This is a genomic window from Stenotrophomonas genospecies 5, from assembly GCF_054473825.1.
Window position 1 is genome coordinate 2,330,927 of record NZ_JBTMUW010000001.1, and the last position, 16,095, is coordinate 2,347,021.

Here is a 16,095-nt window from a genome sequence, read left to right on the forward strand (position 1 = left end):
GAAACGAAAGCAGCCGAGCATGAGCTCGGCGCTACGGGACACATATTGTACGCCCGGTCAGCGGATCTGCTGGCCCAGGCGGATCGACTGCAGGCGGTCCTGCGCGGTGCGCGCGGCGTCCGAGCCGGGGTACTGCGCCACGACGGTCTCCAGCGTCTGCTGGGCCTGATCGACCTTGCCCTCGCCATACTGCGAGAGGCCGACCTTGAGCAGGCCGCCCGCGGCCTTGTCATGGGTCGGATAGCGTGAGAGCAGCTCGCGGAACTGGGTCTCGGCCATCGGGAAATTGCGGGTGGCGTAGTAGCTCTCGCCCAGCCAGTACAGCGCATTCGGCGCGTACACGCCGTTCGGATACAACTGCAGGAAGCTCAGGAACAGCTGCGCCGAATCATCGTACTTGCCGGCCTTGAGCGAATCGAAGGCGACGTTGTAGGCGGTGCGCTCGTCGCCCGTGGCGGCCAGACTGCCGGGATCGCCATGGATGGACGGCGGCCGCTCGGAAGTGGCCGCCGCTGCCGGTTTGGCCGGGGCCGGTGCGGCCTGCGGCGCGTTCGCCGGAACGGGGGGCAGGACCGGGGCATTGCCACCTTCCAACCGGTTCAGGCGGCTGTCCAGGTCCAGGTACTGATCCTGGGCGGACTGCTTGAGCTGGGCGTTGTCGTGCTGCAACTGCTCGATCGAGGCCTGCAGGCTGGTCACCTGCTGCCGCAGCTGGTTGATCTGGTTCAACAGGTCCTGGTTGGCACTGTTGTTGTACATCTGCTGCTCGAGCGCGCCGACACGATCGGCCAGACTCTGTCGCTGTGCATGCGCCGGTGCGGCAGCCACGAGGGCTGCCGCAACGACCAGCATCAGTTTGATGCCAATGCGCATGGATTACTGCGCGGTGTAGACGATTTCGACGCGACGGTTCTGCGACCAGCAGGACTCGTTCGACTCGGTGCAGACCGGACGCTCTTCACCGTAGGACACGACGGTCAGCTGCGAAGCCGAGCCACCGTTGGCCTGCAGCGCCGAGCTGACGCCGTTGCCACGACGCTCGCCCAGGGCCTGGTTGTACGCGCGCGAACCACGCTCGTCGGTGTGGCCCTGCAGGGTGATGCGCGAGGACGGGCGGTCACGCAGGTACTTGGCGTGGCAAGCCATGATGGCCTGGAATTCCGGCTTCACGTCTTCCTTGTCCAGGTCGAAGTAGACAACGCGCTGGCGCAGGCAGGCATCGGTATCCAGGTCGCCCGGGCCGTACAGGCCGGAGGTCGACGGACCGGTCGGGGTGGTGGTCGAGGTGCCGGTGTCGACCGGGGCTGCCGGCTCTTCCTTCACCTTCTTCGAGCAACCGGCCAGGACGGCCACAGACAGCAGGGAAACAAGCAGAACACGGGTGGACTTGTTCATGGCGATACCTTTGTGGCTCCTAGGCCGATGAGGGGTTCAAGACAGCGAAAATATTAACACTCTTTTAGCGCTGGGTACGGTATGGGGACCATGCCGGCTCGCGCACATCACCATCGGCCAGAACCAGGCGCTGGCGAACCCGCGCATCGGCCGAAACGGCATACAACACACCACGGCCACCTTCGCGGGCGGCGTACAGCACCATGCTTGCGTTGGGCGCAAAGCTCGGCGATTCATCCAGCGAACCCGGGGACAGGGTGCTCCAGCGCGGCGAGCCCAGCGAGCTGTCCATCATCGCGATCTTGTAGCTGTTGCCCGAGCCCTGGGCCACGGCGATCTTCTTGCCGTCATAGGACACCGAAGGCTTGGCGTTGTAGTTGCCCTGGAAGGTCACGCGCTCGGCGCTGCCGCCGCCGGCACCGACCTTGTAGACCTGCGGACGGCCGCCGCGGTCGGAGGTGAAGTACACCGCGCTGCCGTCCGGTGCCCAGGTCGGCTCGGTATCGATGGCGAAGTGGTTGGTCAGCTGGGTCAGCTGCTTGCTGCCCAGGTCCATCACGTAGATTTCCGGGTTGCCGGAGCGCGACAGGGTCAGGGCCAGCTTGCGGCCGTCCGGCGAGAACGCAGGCGCGCTGTTGATGCCGCGGAAGCTGGTGACCAGCTCACGGGCACCGGTGGCGATGTTCTGGATGTAGATGGCCGAGTTGCCGCGCTCGAAGCTGACGTAGGCCAGCTTGCCACCATCCGGGCTCCACGACGGCGACAGCAGCGGCTCGGCCGAACGCACAATGGTCTGCGGGTTGTAGCCATCGGAGTCGGCCACCATCAGCGCATAGCGCATGGCGTCGCCCTTGCCGCTGGCGGTCACGTAGGCGATGCGGGTCCAGAAGGCACCCCGGACACCAGTGATCTTCTCGTAGATGGCATCGGCCATCTGGTGGGCGACGTCGCGCATGGCATTGCCGCGGGCGGTCATCGCCAGGCCGAGCAGGCGCTCGCCCTTCGGCACGTCGAACAGTTCGTACTCGACGCGGTAGGCACCGGCACCGGCGTCCAGCACGCGGCCGACGACGATGTAGTTCTGCTTCAGCGCGCGCCAGGTGGCGAACTGGATCTCGCCGCCACGGACGGGCTTTTCCACGATCTGCGCTTCGGGCAGGGTGCGGAACTGGCCCGAACGTTCCAGGTCGGCGCGGACCACACCGGCGACATCGGTCTGCGGTGCGGCCGACGAGCCCTGGTAGGGCATCGGCACGATGGTGATCGGCAGCGCGGACGCGTTGCCACCGATGATGTCGATATCCAGTCCCCTCTGCTGCGCGACGGCAGCGAAGGGCAGCAACAGGGCCGCAAACACGGCAAGCCAACGAGGCATCTTCTTCATGGAGCGCTCAATAGGGGGAAACCGGAACGAGGGATAGCAAAGCGGCGGTGAACCGCTTCGCAATCATGAACCAAGGGTACGTGAATTCCGGGTCAGTTCCAGCCCGTCCTCTCACGCCCCATTAACGTATCGGTCGGCTGCCGCGCGACGGGGCGACCCGCAGGCCGGCCCGCGCGGCCGATCAATCCTGCGCGGTGAAGGTCAGGTTGAGCGTGCGCGCAAACACCGATTCGAATCCGCGATAGGGCAACGGCTGCGCATTGAGCACTGCGGCCTCGATCGAACGCCTGCCGGCTTCGTCATAGGGGCAGTTGGCGCCCACCTTGGCCTGAAGCACCTGCCCCCCCGGAATCTGCGTGATGGTGATCTGGCAGCGCTGGCCCAGCGGCACACTGTCTGGACGCGTCCAGGCGCTGCGAACCTTGGCCTGGATCGCGGCAGCGTACTTCGCCGAAAGATCATCGCTGTTGCCACCGCCCCCAGCGGCCGGCTGTGCCGCACCGGTGTTGCCGGCCGGCGCGCTGCCGGCGGCGTTGCGTGCGGCGGCGACCTGGCGCAGCTTCTGCTCGGCCAGCTTGGCTTCCTTCTCCGCCTGTTCGCGCCTGGCACGGATCTCGGCGATCTTCTTCTGCCGTTCGGCCTCGGCCTGGTCGGCGGCCTGCCGCTCCTGCTCGGCACGCTTCTTCTTGGCGTCTTCTTCCTGCTGCTTGGCCAGGCGCAGCTTCTGCTCGGCTTCTTCCTGGCGCTTGCGCTCGGTCAGGTCGATCTGCTCCTGGCGGCGCTTGGCTTCCTGTTCCTGCCGGGCCTTCTCCTGCGAGATGGCCAGTGCGCTCACCGCCTCCTGGTCCTGCGTATCGGGCTGGGCGACACGCTCCTGCGCCTGTTGCTGCTGCGGCGTGGGGGCATCCTGCGGACGTGGCTCGGGAATCGGCTGCGGCGGTGGAATGGTGTCCTCGGGCACCGGAATCGGCTCGGCAACCGGCGGCGGCAGATCTTCCAGCTTCTCCGACTGGCGCAGGGCCTGGCGCGCAGCGGCCGCCTCCGACGCGGACAGCGCCAGGCTGGCCTCGACCGAGGGATCACCGGCAGCGGCATCGGTATTGCGCGTGGGCGACCACAGCCACGCCAGGATGAACACCAGCGCGACCAGCAGGTGCACCAGCACGGCCAGCGCCAGGGGCAGGCCCCAGCCCGGTTCCTGCTGTCGCGGAGGCGGCAGGGTCTCAGCGTGCATCGGTGGCCAGGCCTACCTTGTCCACTTTCGCGCGCTTGATCACGTCCATCGCCGCGATGACCTTCTCATAGGCCACGGCACGGTCGGCGGCGACGATCACGCGCAGGCCCTTGTCCTGTGCGGCGATGCCGGCCAGGCGCCCTTCCAGCTCCTCGGCAGACACGGCCGTGGGCTCCTTGGCGTCGGGCAGCTTCAGGCTCAACTGGCCGTCCTGGCGCACCGAAACGATCACCGGATCCTGCTTGCTCTCCAGCGCCTTGGCATTGGAGTTCGGCAGGTCCACGTCAAAACTCAGGGTGAGCAGCGGCGCGGTGACCATGAAGATGATCAGCAGCACCAGCATGACGTCGATATAGGGAACGACGTTGATTTCCGATTTCAGCTTGCGGCGCTTGCGGCGACCGATGGCAGCGGACATGGCTTGGACTCCCGGGTCAGGCGCTTACTCGTCGCCAGCGCTCTGGCGCTGCAGGATGGAGCTGAATTCGTCGGCGAAGGTCTCGAAACGGACCGACATGCGCTCCACACGGGTGGTGAAGCGGTTGTAGGCCCACACCGCCGGGATTGCCACGAACAGGCCGATGGCGGTGGCGAACAGCGCTTCGGAGATGCCCGGGGCGACCGAGGCGATGCCGGCCTGGGCACCGCTGCTGATCATGTCGTGCATGGTCACCATGATGCCGAACACGGTGCCGACCAGGCCCACGTAAGGAGCGGTCGAGCCGATGTTGGCCAGCAGTTCCAGATTGCGCTCGAGCTGATCGACTTCGCGGGTGTAGGTGGTGCGCATCGCACGTTGCGCGCCTTCCAGCTGCGCACGGCCATCCAGCCGGCGCTTGTCGCGCAGGCGGGTGAACTCGCGGAAGCCCGCCTCGAAGATCGCCTCCAGGCCGCCCACGTTGCGGCTGCGGTCGGTGGCCGAGCTGTACAGCTTGCCCAGGTCGGCGCCGGACCAGAAGCGGTTCTCGAACTCGTCCGCCTCGCGGGTGGCCTGCTTGAACACGCGGGCCTTGCGGAAAATGATCACCCAGCTGACGAACGAGCCGACCAGCAGCAGCAGCACGATGATCTTCACCGGCAGGCTGGCCTTGGCCATCAGTTCGAGGTAGTTGATGCCGCCGCCGGTGGTGGCCTGGGCAAGGGTCTGGGTCGCGGCGTTGCTGACGTCAGCCGGCAGTGCCTCGGTGACCGTGGCCTGCAGGGCCAGGAGCGTTGCGATCATCCGTTGTTCCTCAGTGTTCGGATTCGGGGTGGAGGTAGGGTTGCAGCACAGCAAGAACGGCGTCGTCCATGCCACGCGGGCGGAAACTGGCCGCGTCCAGTGCGGCGATGCGGACCTGCGCCGACAGCAGCAGTTCGCCGTCGCGCTCGATCCGCTGATCGAAGACCATGCTGGCCTTCTTCAGCTGGACCAGCGTGGCACTCACCTGCAGGAGGTCATCCAGCCGCGCCGGCCGGATGAAGTCCATCTGCATGGCACGTACCGCGAAGACCATGCCGTGCTCGCTGCGCATGCGCTCCTGGCCATAGCCCAGCGCGCGCATCCATTCGGTCCGGGCCCGTTCCATGAAGGCCACGTAGCGGGCGTGGTAGACCACCCCGCCTGCGTCCGTATCTTCCCAGTAAATGCGTGTCGGCCAACTGAATAGTGGCTCAACCGACATCGGGAACCTCCGCGAACAGGTCCTGCGGCGGGTTCTTCGGCTTCAGGCCCATGTGCCGGTACGCCTTGTGGGTGGCCATGCGGCCGCGCGCGGTGCGCACCAGGAAGCCCTGCTGGATCAGGTAGGGTTCGACCACGTCTTCCAGCGTGCCGCGCTCTTCGGACAGCGCGGCGGCCAGCGATTCGATGCCGACCGGGCCGCCGTCGAAGTAGTCCACCAGGGTCCTGAGCAGGCGCCGGTCGAGCTCGTCGAAACCCTCCGGGTCGACCTTGAGCATCTGCATGGCCGCCTGGGCGACCGCCACGTCGATATGGCCACCCGCCTTCACCTGGGCGTAGTCGCGCACCCGCCGCAGCAGGCGGTTGGCGATGCGCGGGGTGCCACGCGCACGGCGCGCGATCTCCCCTGCGCCGTCGGCGGTGCAGTCGATGCCCAGGATGGTGGCCGAGCGGCGTACGATCCGGGTCAACTCCTCGACACTGTAGAACTCCAGCCGCTGGACGATGCCGAAGCGGTCGCGCAGCGGCGCGGTCAGCAGGCCGGCGCGGGTGGTGGCCCCGATCAGCGTGAACGGTGGCAGGTCGATCTTGATCGAGCGGGCCGCAGGGCCCTCGCCGATCATGATGTCGATCTGGAAATCCTCCATCGCCGGGTACAGCACTTCCTCGACCACCGGCGACAGGCGGTGGATCTCGTCCACGAACAGTACGTCGTGTGGCTGCAGGTTGGTCAACAGGGCGGCCAGATCACCGGCCTTTTCGATCACCGGACCGGATGTCACCCGCAGCGCCACCCCCAGTTCGTTGGCGATGACGTGGCTGAGCGTGGTCTTGCCCAGCCCCGGCGGACCGAAGATCAGCACATGGTCGAGCGCGTCGCCGCGGGCCTTGGCCGCTTCGATGTAGATCTCCAGCTGCTCGCGCACCGGCGCCTGGCCCAGGTAATCGGCCAGTCGCTTGGGGCGGATGCTGGCGTCGGCGGCGTCATCCTCGCGGGTGGCGCCGGCGCCGATGATGCGGTCGTCGGTCATGTGCTGATTATGCGGCAAAAGCGCGGGTTTCGGCCGGGCTGCGCCCGGCGCCCGCAGAAGCAACGGCAACATCCAGAGCAACAGCCGAAGCGGACGTCCTGGCAGATGGCGGGGTGGGTCCGGTTCCTGGTGGGTGTCGACCCGGGTCGACACAGTACATCCACGCCATGCGTGGATGGATGTGTGGATGACGCAAGACATGGGGTCGGAGCCCATTCCTGCGGAAAAGGGCTCCGACCCCGGCAGTCAGATCTCGACCTGTGCGCCCAACTCAACCAGACGGTTGCCCGGAATCCGGAAGAAGCCCGTGGCCGGCGCAGCATTGCGATGCATCAGTGCGAACAGCTTGTCGCGCCAGATCGGCATGCCGCGGTTGGCGGTGGCGACGATGGTCTCGCGGCTGGCGAAGAAGGTGGTGTCCATCGGATCGAAATAGATCCCGCCGTGGTCGCAGGAGCGCATCAACGCCAACGGTACGTCCGGCGTCTCCATGAAACCGAAGCGGACATAGACCCGGTAGAACTCGTCGCCCACCGATTCGATCTTCAGCCGTTGCCCCTCCATCGCATAGGGAATGGGCAGGGTTTCCACATGCAGGAAGACGTTGCGCTCGTGCAGCACCTTGTTGTGCTTGAGGTTGTGCATCAGTGCATGCGGAGCCACGGTCGGGTCAGCGGTGAGGAACACCGCGGTACCCGGCACGCGCACCGGCGGCGCCAGCATCAGGCCCGGCAGGAAGGTGTCGATGCGGATGCCGTCCTTGCGGATCTCGTCGCGCAGCAGCTCTCGGCCACGGCGCCAGGTGCGCATCATGGTGAACAGGAAGATGCCCAGCACGACCGGGAACCAGGCGCCCTGCAGCAGCTTGGCGCCATTGGCGATGACGAAGCCGACGTCGATGATGAAGAACACCACGCACAGCGGCAGGATCCAATGGCGCGCCTTGGGCCACAGCGAGCGCGCGACCAGGGCCAGCAGCAGCGTATCGATCAGCATGGTGGCCGAGACCGAGATGCCATAGGCCACGGCCAGGTTCGACGAGCTGCGGAAGGCCAGCACCAGGCCGATGACCATCACCGCGATGCCCCAGTTGATGCCCGGGATGTAGATCTGGCCGATGGTGTCGTGCGAAGTGTGCTTGATGCGCATGCGCGGGATGTAGCCGAGCTGCATGGCCTGGCGCGAGACCGAGAACGCGCCGGTGATCACCGACTGCGAGGCGATCACCGCCGCCATCGTGGCCAGGATGATCATCGGATACAGGGCCCAGTCGGGGACCGCTTCGAAGAAGGGATTCTTCACCGCTTCGGGATGGTTCAGCACCAGCGCGCCCTGCCCCAGATAGTTCAGCACCAGGCACGGCAGCACGAAGAAGTACCAGGCATGGCGGATGGGCTTGGCACCGAAGTGGCCCATGTCGGCATACAGGGCCTCGCCACCGGTGACCGCCAGCACCACGGCGCCAAGGATGAAGATGCCGTGCCAGCTGTGCTCCATGAAGAAGCGGATCGCCCACCACGGGTTGAACGCCTTCAGCACTTCCGGCGAATCGATGATGTTGTAGATGCCGATCGCCGCCAGCGAAATGAACCACACCGAGGTGATCGGGCCGAACGCCTTGCCGATCTTCTCTGTGCCGAAACGCTGCGCGGCGAACACCATCAGCAGGACCACCACGGTGATCGGCACGATGAACGCGTGCAGGCCCGGTGCGGCCACCTCCAGGCCCTCGACGGCACCAAGCACCGAGATCGCAGGGGTGATCACGCCATCACCGAAGAACAGCGACGCACCGAAGATGCCCAGGATGCCCACCACGTAGGCCGAGCGTGAGCCGTTGCGCAGCGTACGCTGGGTCAGCGCCATCAACGCCATGATGCCGCCCTCGCCATCGTTGTCGGCGCGCATGATGATGGTCACGTACTTCAGGGTGACCACGATGTTCAGCGCCCAGAACGCCAGCGACAGCACGCCGAGCACGGTGTCGTGGTCGCTGTTGAGCCCGTAGTGCGGCGAGAACGCCTCCTTCAGGGTGTACAGCGGGCTGGTACCGATGTCACCGAAGACCACACCGATCGCACCGATGACCAGCGCCAGTCCCCCGGCCGGGGGCGCGTGACCGTGTCCGCCAGGGGCGGCTGCGTGCGGGGTTTGACTGCTGGACATGGGACTCCTGGCGAAGCTCAGGCGATGGGGGAGGGAAAGGACGCGGCTCAGCGCAGCGCCGACTGCAGGGCCTTGCGGATGACCGTGGCCACTTCGTCGCCTTCGTTGAAGGCATCACGGGCCATGCGGGCCGCTTCAGCCGGCTTGTAGCCCAGCTGCTGCAGCGCCACGGTGGCATCGGACAGCGGGTCGGCCGGGGCCGGACCGCTGCCGGTCGGCAGCGCCCCGCCGGCACCGAACTGGGCCGCACGGTCGCGCAGCTCCAGCACCATGCGCTCGGCGGTCTTCTTGCCGATGCCCGGGATGCGGGTCAGTGCGGTGATGTCGCCCGCCTGCACCATGCGCGCGAATTCCTCGACGCTGACAGCGGACAGCACGGCCAGCGCGATCTTCGCGCCGATGCCGCTGACCTTCTGCACATCGCGGAACAGCCGACGCTCGCCCTCGCGCAGGAAGCCGTACAGCGAGACGCTGTCTTCCTTCTGCGCGTAATGGGTGTACAGCGTGACCTCGCGTCCGAGCTCGGGCAGGTCGTAGAAGGTGCTCATCGGCGCCTCCAGTTCGTAGCCCACTCCATTCACGTCCACCACCAGCCACGGCGGCGCCTTGTAGGCGACGATGCCGCGCAGTCGACCGATCATTGCGTGCAGCTCCTCATTTGCGACCCCACGCCTGGCGGGCGCTGAGCCCCAGGCGGTTGGCCGTCGCCCTTACGTGGGCGTGGGTGATCGCTACCGCCAACGCGTCGGCCGCGTCGGCCTGCAGCTTGGTTTTCAGGTTGAGCATGAGCCCGACCATGTGTTGAACCTGTTGCTTTTCCGCGCCACCACGGCCGACCACGGCCAGCTTGATCTCGCTGGCGGCGTATTCGTGCACCGGCAGGTCGCGCAGCACCACGGCCGAAATGGCTGCGCCGCGGGCCTGGCCCAGCTTCAGCGCCGAATCGGGGTTGCGCGCCATGAACACGCGCTCGATCGCCACTTCCTGCGGCTGGTACTCGCGGCACAGGTCGGCCAGGCCCAGCACCAGCAGCTTCATCCGCTGCGGGAAATCGTCGGCGCCCAGCAGCACCAGGGGCTGGTGATGGACGTGGATGACGCGCCCTGCGGCATCGACATCGATGATGCCCACCCCGGTCCGCTGTGAACCGGGGTCGATGCCGAGGATGCGGGTCATGCCGCGCTCCTGGCGGGGCGGAACGGGAAGCGCTGGCAGGCGTATGGGCTCATGACTGTCCGCGGTGACCGTTCAACGGCCCGCGCCCAGGCCGTCGGTGACGGCTCAGGCGTAGGCGTCGGCGCCGAGTTCGGCGTTCGAATACACGTCCTGCACGTCGTCCAGGTCTTCAAGCATGTCCAGCAGCTTGCGGACCTGCAGGGCGACCTCGCCCTCGACCTTGATGTCGTTGTCGGCGCGGAAGGTGATCTCGGCGTGGTCGGCGAGATGCCCTGCGGCAGTCATCGCCTCCTTTACCGCGTTGAATGCGTCAGGGCTGGTGACCACGTCGATCGAGCCATCGTCCGGATAGACGACGATGTCATCGGCGCCCGCCTCGATGGCCGCTTCGGTGATCGCCTCCTCGTCGGCACCCGGGGCAAAGCTGAGCACGCCCAGGCGCTTGAACATGAAGGCCACCGAACCCTCGGTACCCATGTTGCCGCCGCATTTGCTGAACGCGTGGCGGACATCGGCCACGGTGCGCACGCGGTTGTCGGTCAGGCAATCGACGATCACCGCCACACCGCCGGGCGCATAGCCCTCGTAGCGCACTTCCTCGTAGTCGACGCCTTCCAGCTCACCGGTGGCCTTCTTGATCGCACGTTCAATCACGTCCTTGGACATGTTCACGGCCAGGCCCTTGTCCATCGCCACGCGCAGGCGCGGGTTGTTGTTGGGGTCGCCTCCACCGCCGCGCGCGGCCACGCCGATCTCGCGGATGATCTTGGTGAAAATCTTGCCGCGCTTCGCGTCGGACGCGTTCTTGCGGGCTTCGATGGAGGGGCCTCTACCCATGGGTGCTACCGTCTGGCTGCTTCAGGATCAAGGCGCGGATTCTACCTGATCGGGCGCTGCAACCGTGTCTAGGGCGGATGGACACCGCTGCGCTCGCCGGGCATGGCCCGGCGCTACCGGGGAAAGCGCCGCAGGGTCGTTGCCGGGGTAGCGCCGGGCCATGCCCGGCGGACGGTGCGCATCGACCGGGCGCCTACGCGGCCGCAGCGTCGCGGCTGTGATCGAACCGGCCGTGGCGCAGGAAGTGCGCGGTCTGCCGTGCCGCATCGGGCGAAACCACCAGGCCGCTGTGGCTGGTACGCACCACACAATGGTCGGCCAGACCCGGCAGGCGGGTTTCCGCCAGCGCCACCGTGCCGTCGGAGGCATCGTCGATCGCGCCGAGCAGGCTGCCCAGCCCATGCGGCACCGAACCGGCGATCAGGCCGACCGCGGCCGTGCCCTGCCAGTCGGGCAGGCCGTCAAGCAGCAGTTCGCTGCTGCGGCCCAAGGCCAGGCCCCAGCCATGCTCGGACAGCGAACGCGCGGTACCGCTGCCGCGCAGCGGCGAGCCAAGGCAGACCACGCGCTGTACCTGCAGCTGCGGTTGCCGGCGCAGTGCCTCCAGCGCCAGCAGCCCGCCAAGGCTGTGGCCGACCAGCGACAGCGGTCCGGCATCGGCCAGACGCTCCAACAGCTGAGGTACCGCTACATCCGGGCCGCCGAACACGGAGGAATAGCCAAAGGTCTGCACCCGGAACCCGCGCGCGCGCAGGCGCCACGCCAGCGGCCCTACCCAGGCGCGGGCGTTCCAGATGCCATGGAGCAGCAGTACGGGGGGTGTCATGTGCAACAGCCTGGCGATCAGCGGGGCGGAAACGTGAGGTGATTGAACACACGCCGGCAGAAAGCGGCGGTGAACGCGCTCAGGCCGTTCGCGGCGCGCGGCGCAGGATGAACTCCAGATCGTTGGTCTGGCCGACCGGGAACAGGTACTGCCCGGCCTTCTCGAAGCCGTAACGGGCATAGAAGCGCTGTGCGCCGAAGTTCTCCGACCACACGCCCAGCCACAGTGTCCTCGGGCCGTCGCGCTCCAGCCACGCCAGCGCGGTTTCCAGCAGGCGGCTGCCCCAGCCACAACTCTGCTGCGACTTGACCAGATACAGGCGCTTGAGCTCGCCATCCCCCGCTTTCACGTCCTGATGGGGCAGGCCACAGGGGCCGGCGGCGGCATGACCGACCGCCTCCCCTTCCCGCTCCAGCAACCACACGGCGTAATCCGGGTGAGCCAGGATCGTGCGCTGGCGCTCGACCGTGTAGGACTCCTGCAGGAACGCCTGCAGGTCCTGCGGCGGATACAGGTGGCCGAAAGTCTCGGTGAACGTGCGTGCGGCCAGCGCCGACAAGGTCGGCGCGTCGTCCACGGTGGCGCGGCGGATCGAGTACATGCAGGAAGTTGACGTCAGCGCGAAGGGCGGGTCAAGCCTTTTCAGGCGATTCCGCGTCTTCCTCGTCCTCTTCCTCGTACTCCTCTTCGTCCTCGTCCTCTTCTTCGCCTTCCTCGTCCTCGTCGTACTCTTCTTCCTCTTCGTCGTCTTCGTAATCCTCGACGCCGAAGTCTTCACCGTCCCAGCGGCCTTCGCCGTCGGCGACGAAGGTCAGGGCCATCGCCGACGGGTTGGTGCCGACGCGGACCAGCCAACCACCGAACACGCGTGCCCGCTCGGTGACCAGGTTGGCCTCGGAGCCTTCATTGCCCAGCTTTTCCCACTCCAGCGAAAACGCAAACTCGGTCATTGCCTGGATCTCCTGATCAGTTTTTCTTGGGGCGAACCTGGATGTGCACTTCGGCCAGCTGCTCGTCGACGATCGGCGACGGCGCGTCGGTCATCAGATCCTGTGCACCGGTGGTCTTCGGGAACGGGATGACGTCGCGGATCGACTCGGTGCCGGCCATCAGCGCGGCGATGCGGTCGATGCCGAATGCGATGCCGCCGTGCGGCGGCGCGCCGTAGTTCAGCGCGTCGAGCAGGAAACCGAACTTCGCACGCGCTTCTTCGGCACCGATGCCGAGCAGCTCGAACACCGCGCTCTGCATGTCCGGGCGATGGATACGGATCGAGCCGCCGCCGATTTCATTGCCGTTGAGCACCATGTCGTAGCCGCGCGAGACCGCAGTACGGGCATTGGCGCGCAGGTCGGCGATATCGTCCACAGCCGGTGCGGTGAAGGGGTGATGCAGGGCGACATAGCGCTGCGCCTCGTCGTCCCATTCGAACATCGGGAAATCGGTGACCCACAACGGGCGCCAGCCATCGGCGACCAGCCCGAAGTCCTTGCCGGCCTTCAGGCGCAGTGCGCCCATGAAGTCGGAGACCTTGTTGTAGCCACCGGCACCGAAGAACACGATGTCACCCTTCCCGGCGCCGACGTGGGCAACCAGCGCGGCGAAGGCGTCTTCGCTGAAGAACTTCTGGATCGGCGAGCTGACCTCGCCGTTGTCGGCGATCTTGATGTAGGCCAGGCCCTTGGCGCCGTACTTGGCGGCGTGCGCAGCGTACTCATCGATCTGCTTGCGGCTCAACGCTGCGCCACCGGGGATGCGCAGCGCGGCGACGCGGCCATCGGCGTCGTTGGCCGGGCCGGTGAACACCGGGAACTCACTGCCCTTGACCAGCTCGGCCACGTCCACCAGTTCCAGCGCGATGCGCAGGTCCGGCTTGTCCGACCCATACCGGCGCATCGCTTCGGCCCAGGTCATGCGCGGGAAGCTGGCATCCAGGTCGACGTCCACCACTTCCTTGAAGATGGCGCGGATCATCTCTTCGACGAAATCCTGCACGTCGCGCTCGCGCACGAAGGCGAACTCCATGTCCAGCTGGGTGAATTCCAGCTGGCGGTCGGCACGCAGCGCTTCATCGCGGAAGCAGCGCGCGATCTGGTAGTAACGGTCGAAGCCGGCCACCATCAGAATCTGCTTGAACAGCTGCGGGCTTTGCGGCAGAGCGTAGAACTCGCCCGGATGCATGCGCGCCGGCACCAGGAAGTCGCGCGCGCCCTCCGGGGTGGCCTTGGTCAGGATCGGGGTTTCGATGTCCTGGAAGCCACGCGCATCCAGGTGACGGCGCAGCGCCTGCACCAGCTTGATGCGGGTGCGCTGCATGCGCTGCATTTCCGGGCGGCGCAGGTCCAGGTAGCGGTACTTCAGGCGGGTATCTTCGCCCGGATTCTCGTGGGCGTGGAACGGCAGCGGCGCCGCCTTGTTCAGCACGGTAATGGCCGTGGCGATCACTTCCACCCTGCCGGTGGCCATCTTGTCGTTCACCGCGTGGCGGGCACGCACCACGCCTTCCACCTGCAGCACATCCTCATAGCCCAGGCTGGCCGCGACCGCGAACACTTCGGCGTTGTCGACCTCGACCGTCACCTGCACGATGCCTTCATGATCGCGCAGATCGATGAAGCAGACGCCGCCCTGGTTACGGGCCACGTCGGTCCAGCCGGCGAGGGTGACAGTCTGGCCAATCAGGGTCTCGTCGACCAGGCCGCAGAAGTGGGTACGCATGGGGGAAAGCTCCGCTGGAGAACGCCGGCACCCGATGGGGCCGGAAAGCCCCGTATTCTGCGGCCGAGGCCCCGGCCGGGGCAAATGCGGGGCAGTCACACGGGCTTTATCCGTTCCGTCCTTATAGTCGCGCACCACACACCGTATGGGGATTCGCCATGAAAACGCTGTCCCTGGCCAGCCTGGCCGTCACCCTCAGCCTGGGCGCCCTCGCCGGGCTCACCCTCTCCCCCGCCCCCGCCGCCGCGCAGAACGGCGTCATCCGCTGCGAAAGCCAGAACAACCGCGAACGGGTCTGCACGACCGGCTGGCGCAGCGCGCAGCTGGTACGCCAGCTGTCCGGCTCGGCCTGCCAGGAAGGCCGTACCTGGGGCAGCCGCAACGGCAGCATCTGGGTCAACAACGGCTGCCGTGCCGAATTCGTCGAGGGTCGCGGCGGTTGGGGCGGTGGCAATGGCGGCTGGGGGGGCAACAACGGCGACACCATCCGCTGCGAAAGCCAGAACAACCGTGAACGCAGCTGTCCGGTCGGATGGCGCAATGCCCGCCTGGTCCGCCAGTTGTCCGGCAGTCCCTGCCAGGAAGGCCGCACCTGGGGCGTGCGCAATGGCGCGGTGTGGGTCAGCAATGGCTGCCGCGCCGAGTTCGCTGAAGCCCGCGGTGGCTGGGGCGGCGGCAACGGCGGCTGGGGCGGCGGCGGCAACAGCAATTACTCCATCACCTGCAGCAGCAACAACAACCGCACCCAGAACTGTGACTGGGACGAGCGTCAGGGCCGGCCGGTGCTGCAGCAGCAGTTGTCGGGCAGCGCCTGCCAGGAGGGCCGCAGCTGGGGCTATGCGCGAGGCCAGGTCTGGGTGAGCAACGGCTGCCGGGCCCGCTTCGGCACGCGCTGACGGGAAGATGAAACGAACCTGCGGGCGCACGGCGGCACCGTCGCCGCCGCGCTCGCCGGGGATGGCCCGGCACCGCCAGGCACGATTGGAGCGCTACGGCGCGGTTGCCGGCGGAGCCTCGTCGCCCCACGGTGCCGGCGGCAACGCCACCGGCTTGCTCAGATCGAACTGCACACGGAAGCGGCGGCCTTCGGGACGGGTCAGCTCGTAGACGAAGCGCTGGTCCGGCTCGATCTCCATCGCCCACACGTTGTGGGTGGACGCCAGCATGTCGGCGCGGCGGAACATGGCCACCGAATCGGCATCGGCCGGGAACTGCTGGCGTTCGGCGGTACCCGGCGGACGGCTGTCGCCGCCATACAGGGTGATCGCATCGGGGCTGCCATCGGCATGCCGGTGATCGTGCTTGAGCCGCAGCCCGCTCTCGGTGCGGGTCAGGACCCAGGTCCGCGAATGATCGTCGCCGACATGGAAGGGGATGCGCAGCTCATGCCCGGGATCGGCACAGCCCCGCACGTGCATGACCAGCCGCTGCCCGGCGAAGGGGTCCTTGCCGGTCGGTGCCGGCGTGTCCTCCACCACTTTGCCCTCGTACGCCTGGCCGCAGTGGGCGGCGATCGCAGCCATGAAGGCGTCGGCCGGAGCCGTCGCCACGTCGTGGGCGACCGTATGCGAGGGCTGTGAGCAGGCTGCGAGCGTGAGCAGGGCGACAGAAGCAGTGACGAGGGCAGGCAGTTTCATGCCCCAACCCTAACGGCCATGGCCGGCC

At 67.0% G+C, this 16,095-nt stretch carries 18 protein-coding genes; 1 reads left to right on the forward strand and 17 read right to left on the reverse strand.

All coding sequences use genetic code 11. From position 1 onward, the window contains the following. Window positions 1-57 precede the first annotated feature (57 nt). From ybgF to aspS, 16 genes are all read right to left on the reverse strand, one after another. Window positions 58-873: a tol-pal system protein YbgF gene (gene ybgF / locus ACX9OW_RS10800; protein WP_053520245.1), complete on the reverse strand. Its 816-nt coding sequence runs from the start codon at window positions 871-873 to the stop codon at window positions 58-60. 3 nt (window positions 874-876) lie between these two features. Beyond that, window positions 877-1,395, reverse strand: a complete 519-nt coding sequence (gene pal / locus ACX9OW_RS10805) for a peptidoglycan-associated lipoprotein Pal (RefSeq protein WP_005418510.1) — start codon at window positions 1,393-1,395, stop codon at window positions 877-879. A 64-nt stretch (window positions 1,396-1,459) separates the two neighbouring features. Further along, window positions 1,460-2,779 (reverse strand): Tol-Pal system beta propeller repeat protein TolB, encoded by a 1,320-nt coding sequence (tolB, locus tag ACX9OW_RS10810; RefSeq protein ID WP_053520246.1) that lies wholly within the window; start codon window positions 2,777-2,779, stop codon window positions 1,460-1,462. Window positions 2,780-2,960: 181 nt separating this feature from the next. Next, a complete protein-coding gene (tolA, locus tag ACX9OW_RS10815) occupies window positions 2,961-4,013 on the reverse strand; it encodes a cell envelope integrity protein TolA (RefSeq protein WP_053520247.1) in 1,053 nt (350 codons plus the stop codon). Further along, a complete protein-coding gene (tolR, locus tag ACX9OW_RS10820) occupies window positions 4,003-4,431 on the reverse strand; it encodes a protein TolR (RefSeq protein ID WP_053520248.1) in 429 nt (142 codons plus the stop codon). The genes tolA and tolR overlap by 11 nt, the downstream gene beginning before the upstream one ends. A 24-nt stretch (window positions 4,432-4,455) precedes the next feature. Beyond that, complete coding sequence (gene tolQ, locus ACX9OW_RS10825) at window positions 4,456-5,235, reverse strand: protein TolQ (RefSeq protein WP_053520249.1); 780 nt, start codon at window positions 5,233-5,235, stop codon at window positions 4,456-4,458. Window positions 5,236-5,245: 10 nt separating this feature from the next. After that, entirely contained in the window at window positions 5,246-5,677 is a 432-nt protein-coding gene (gene ybgC, locus ACX9OW_RS10830; protein ID WP_053520250.1) for a tol-pal system-associated acyl-CoA thioesterase, read from the reverse strand. Next, window positions 5,667-6,707, reverse strand: a complete 1,041-nt coding sequence (gene ruvB / locus ACX9OW_RS10835; protein WP_065174760.1) for a Holliday junction branch migration DNA helicase RuvB — start codon at window positions 6,705-6,707, stop codon at window positions 5,667-5,669. Before ruvB ends, ybgC begins: the two co-directional genes overlap by 11 nt. A 246-nt stretch (window positions 6,708-6,953) precedes the next feature. Then, the gene (locus tag ACX9OW_RS10840; protein ID WP_053519356.1) at window positions 6,954-8,873 is read right to left on the reverse strand and encodes a potassium transporter Kup; all 1,920 of its coding nucleotides are present in this window, start codon (window positions 8,871-8,873) and stop codon (window positions 6,954-6,956) included. 47 nt (window positions 8,874-8,920) lie between these two features. Beyond that, window positions 8,921-9,514, reverse strand: a complete 594-nt coding sequence (gene ruvA, locus ACX9OW_RS10845) for a Holliday junction branch migration protein RuvA (RefSeq protein ID WP_053519357.1) — start codon at window positions 9,512-9,514, stop codon at window positions 8,921-8,923. Between the two features lie 13 nt (window positions 9,515-9,527). Beyond that, window positions 9,528-10,049 carry a crossover junction endodeoxyribonuclease RuvC gene (ruvC, locus tag ACX9OW_RS10850; RefSeq protein WP_053519359.1) on the reverse strand — a complete coding sequence of 174 codons (522 nt, stop codon included), beginning with the start codon at window positions 10,047-10,049 and terminating at the stop codon, window positions 9,528-9,530. 105 nt (window positions 10,050-10,154) lie between these two features. Further along, window positions 10,155-10,886, reverse strand: a complete 732-nt coding sequence (locus ACX9OW_RS10855; RefSeq protein WP_053519361.1) for a YebC/PmpR family DNA-binding transcriptional regulator — start codon at window positions 10,884-10,886, stop codon at window positions 10,155-10,157. 193 nt (window positions 10,887-11,079) lie between these two features. Beyond that, window positions 11,080-11,712, reverse strand: a complete 633-nt coding sequence (locus ACX9OW_RS10860; protein ID WP_053519363.1) for an esterase/lipase family protein — start codon at window positions 11,710-11,712, stop codon at window positions 11,080-11,082. A gap of 79 nt (window positions 11,713-11,791) precedes the next feature. Continuing rightward, on the reverse strand, window positions 11,792-12,313 hold the full coding sequence (locus ACX9OW_RS10865; protein ID WP_065182592.1) for a GNAT family N-acetyltransferase: 522 nt from the start codon (window positions 12,311-12,313) through the stop codon (window positions 11,792-11,794). 31 nt (window positions 12,314-12,344) lie between these two features. Beyond that, entirely contained in the window at window positions 12,345-12,662 is a 318-nt protein-coding gene (locus tag ACX9OW_RS10870; RefSeq protein WP_128990548.1) for a DNA primase, read from the reverse strand. 16 nt (window positions 12,663-12,678) lie between these two features. Continuing rightward, entirely contained in the window at window positions 12,679-14,430 is a 1,752-nt protein-coding gene (gene aspS / locus ACX9OW_RS10875) for an aspartate--tRNA ligase (RefSeq protein WP_053519369.1), read from the reverse strand. Window positions 14,431-14,588: 158 nt separating this feature from the next. Between aspS and ACX9OW_RS10880 the strand changes: the two genes are divergently transcribed. Next, window positions 14,589-15,326, forward strand: coding sequence for a DUF3011 domain-containing protein (locus ACX9OW_RS10880; protein WP_197601399.1), 738 nt, complete (start codon window positions 14,589-14,591; stop codon window positions 15,324-15,326). 93 nt (window positions 15,327-15,419) lie between these two features. On the opposite strand, the gene ACX9OW_RS10885 is transcribed toward ACX9OW_RS10880, so the two are convergent. Then, window positions 15,420-16,067, reverse strand: a complete 648-nt coding sequence (locus tag ACX9OW_RS10885) for a hypothetical protein (protein ID WP_193396484.1) — start codon at window positions 16,065-16,067, stop codon at window positions 15,420-15,422. Window positions 16,068-16,095: the final 28 nt, after the last annotated feature.

Coding starts and splice junctions, on each gene's coding strand:
- pal (WP_005418510.1), bottom strand. CDS start 1,395: ATGAACAAGTCCACCCGTGTTCTGCTTGTTTCCCTGCTGTCTGTGGCC.
- ruvA (WP_053519357.1), bottom strand. CDS start 9,514: ATGATCGGTCGACTGCGCGGCATCGTCGCCTACAAGGCGCCGCCGTGG.
- tolQ (WP_053520249.1), bottom strand. CDS start 5,235: ATGATCGCAACGCTCCTGGCCCTGCAGGCCACGGTCACCGAGGCACTG.
- ACX9OW_RS10865 (WP_065182592.1), bottom strand. CDS start 12,313: ATGTACTCGATCCGCCGCGCCACCGTGGACGACGCGCCGACCTTGTCG.
- ybgF (WP_053520245.1), bottom strand. CDS start 873: ATGCGCATTGGCATCAAACTGATGCTGGTCGTTGCGGCAGCCCTCGTG.
- tolB (WP_053520246.1), bottom strand. CDS start 2,779: ATGAAGAAGATGCCTCGTTGGCTTGCCGTGTTTGCGGCCCTGTTGCTG.
- ACX9OW_RS10870 (WP_128990548.1), bottom strand. CDS start 12,662: ATGACCGAGTTTGCGTTTTCGCTGGAGTGGGAAAAGCTGGGCAATGAA.
- ACX9OW_RS10885 (WP_193396484.1), bottom strand. CDS start 16,067: ATGAAACTGCCTGCCCTCGTCACTGCTTCTGTCGCCCTGCTCACGCTC.
- ACX9OW_RS10855 (WP_053519361.1), bottom strand. CDS start 10,886: ATGGGTAGAGGCCCCTCCATCGAAGCCCGCAAGAACGCGTCCGACGCG.
- ACX9OW_RS10860 (WP_053519363.1), bottom strand. CDS start 11,712: ATGACACCCCCCGTACTGCTGCTCCATGGCATCTGGAACGCCCGCGCC.
- ACX9OW_RS10880 (WP_197601399.1), top strand. CDS start 14,589: ATGAAAACGCTGTCCCTGGCCAGCCTGGCCGTCACCCTCAGCCTGGGC.
- tolR (WP_053520248.1), bottom strand. CDS start 4,431: ATGTCCGCTGCCATCGGTCGCCGCAAGCGCCGCAAGCTGAAATCGGAA.
- tolA (WP_053520247.1), bottom strand. CDS start 4,013: ATGCACGCTGAGACCCTGCCGCCTCCGCGACAGCAGGAACCGGGCTGG.
- ruvB (WP_065174760.1), bottom strand. CDS start 6,707: ATGACCGACGACCGCATCATCGGCGCCGGCGCCACCCGCGAGGATGAC.
- ACX9OW_RS10840 (WP_053519356.1), bottom strand. CDS start 8,873: ATGTCCAGCAGTCAAACCCCGCACGCAGCCGCCCCTGGCGGACACGGT.
- ruvC (WP_053519359.1), bottom strand. CDS start 10,049: ATGACCCGCATCCTCGGCATCGACCCCGGTTCACAGCGGACCGGGGTG.
- ybgC (WP_053520250.1), bottom strand. CDS start 5,677: ATGTCGGTTGAGCCACTATTCAGTTGGCCGACACGCATTTACTGGGAA.
- aspS (WP_053519369.1), bottom strand. CDS start 14,430: ATGCGTACCCACTTCTGCGGCCTGGTCGACGAGACCCTGATTGGCCAG.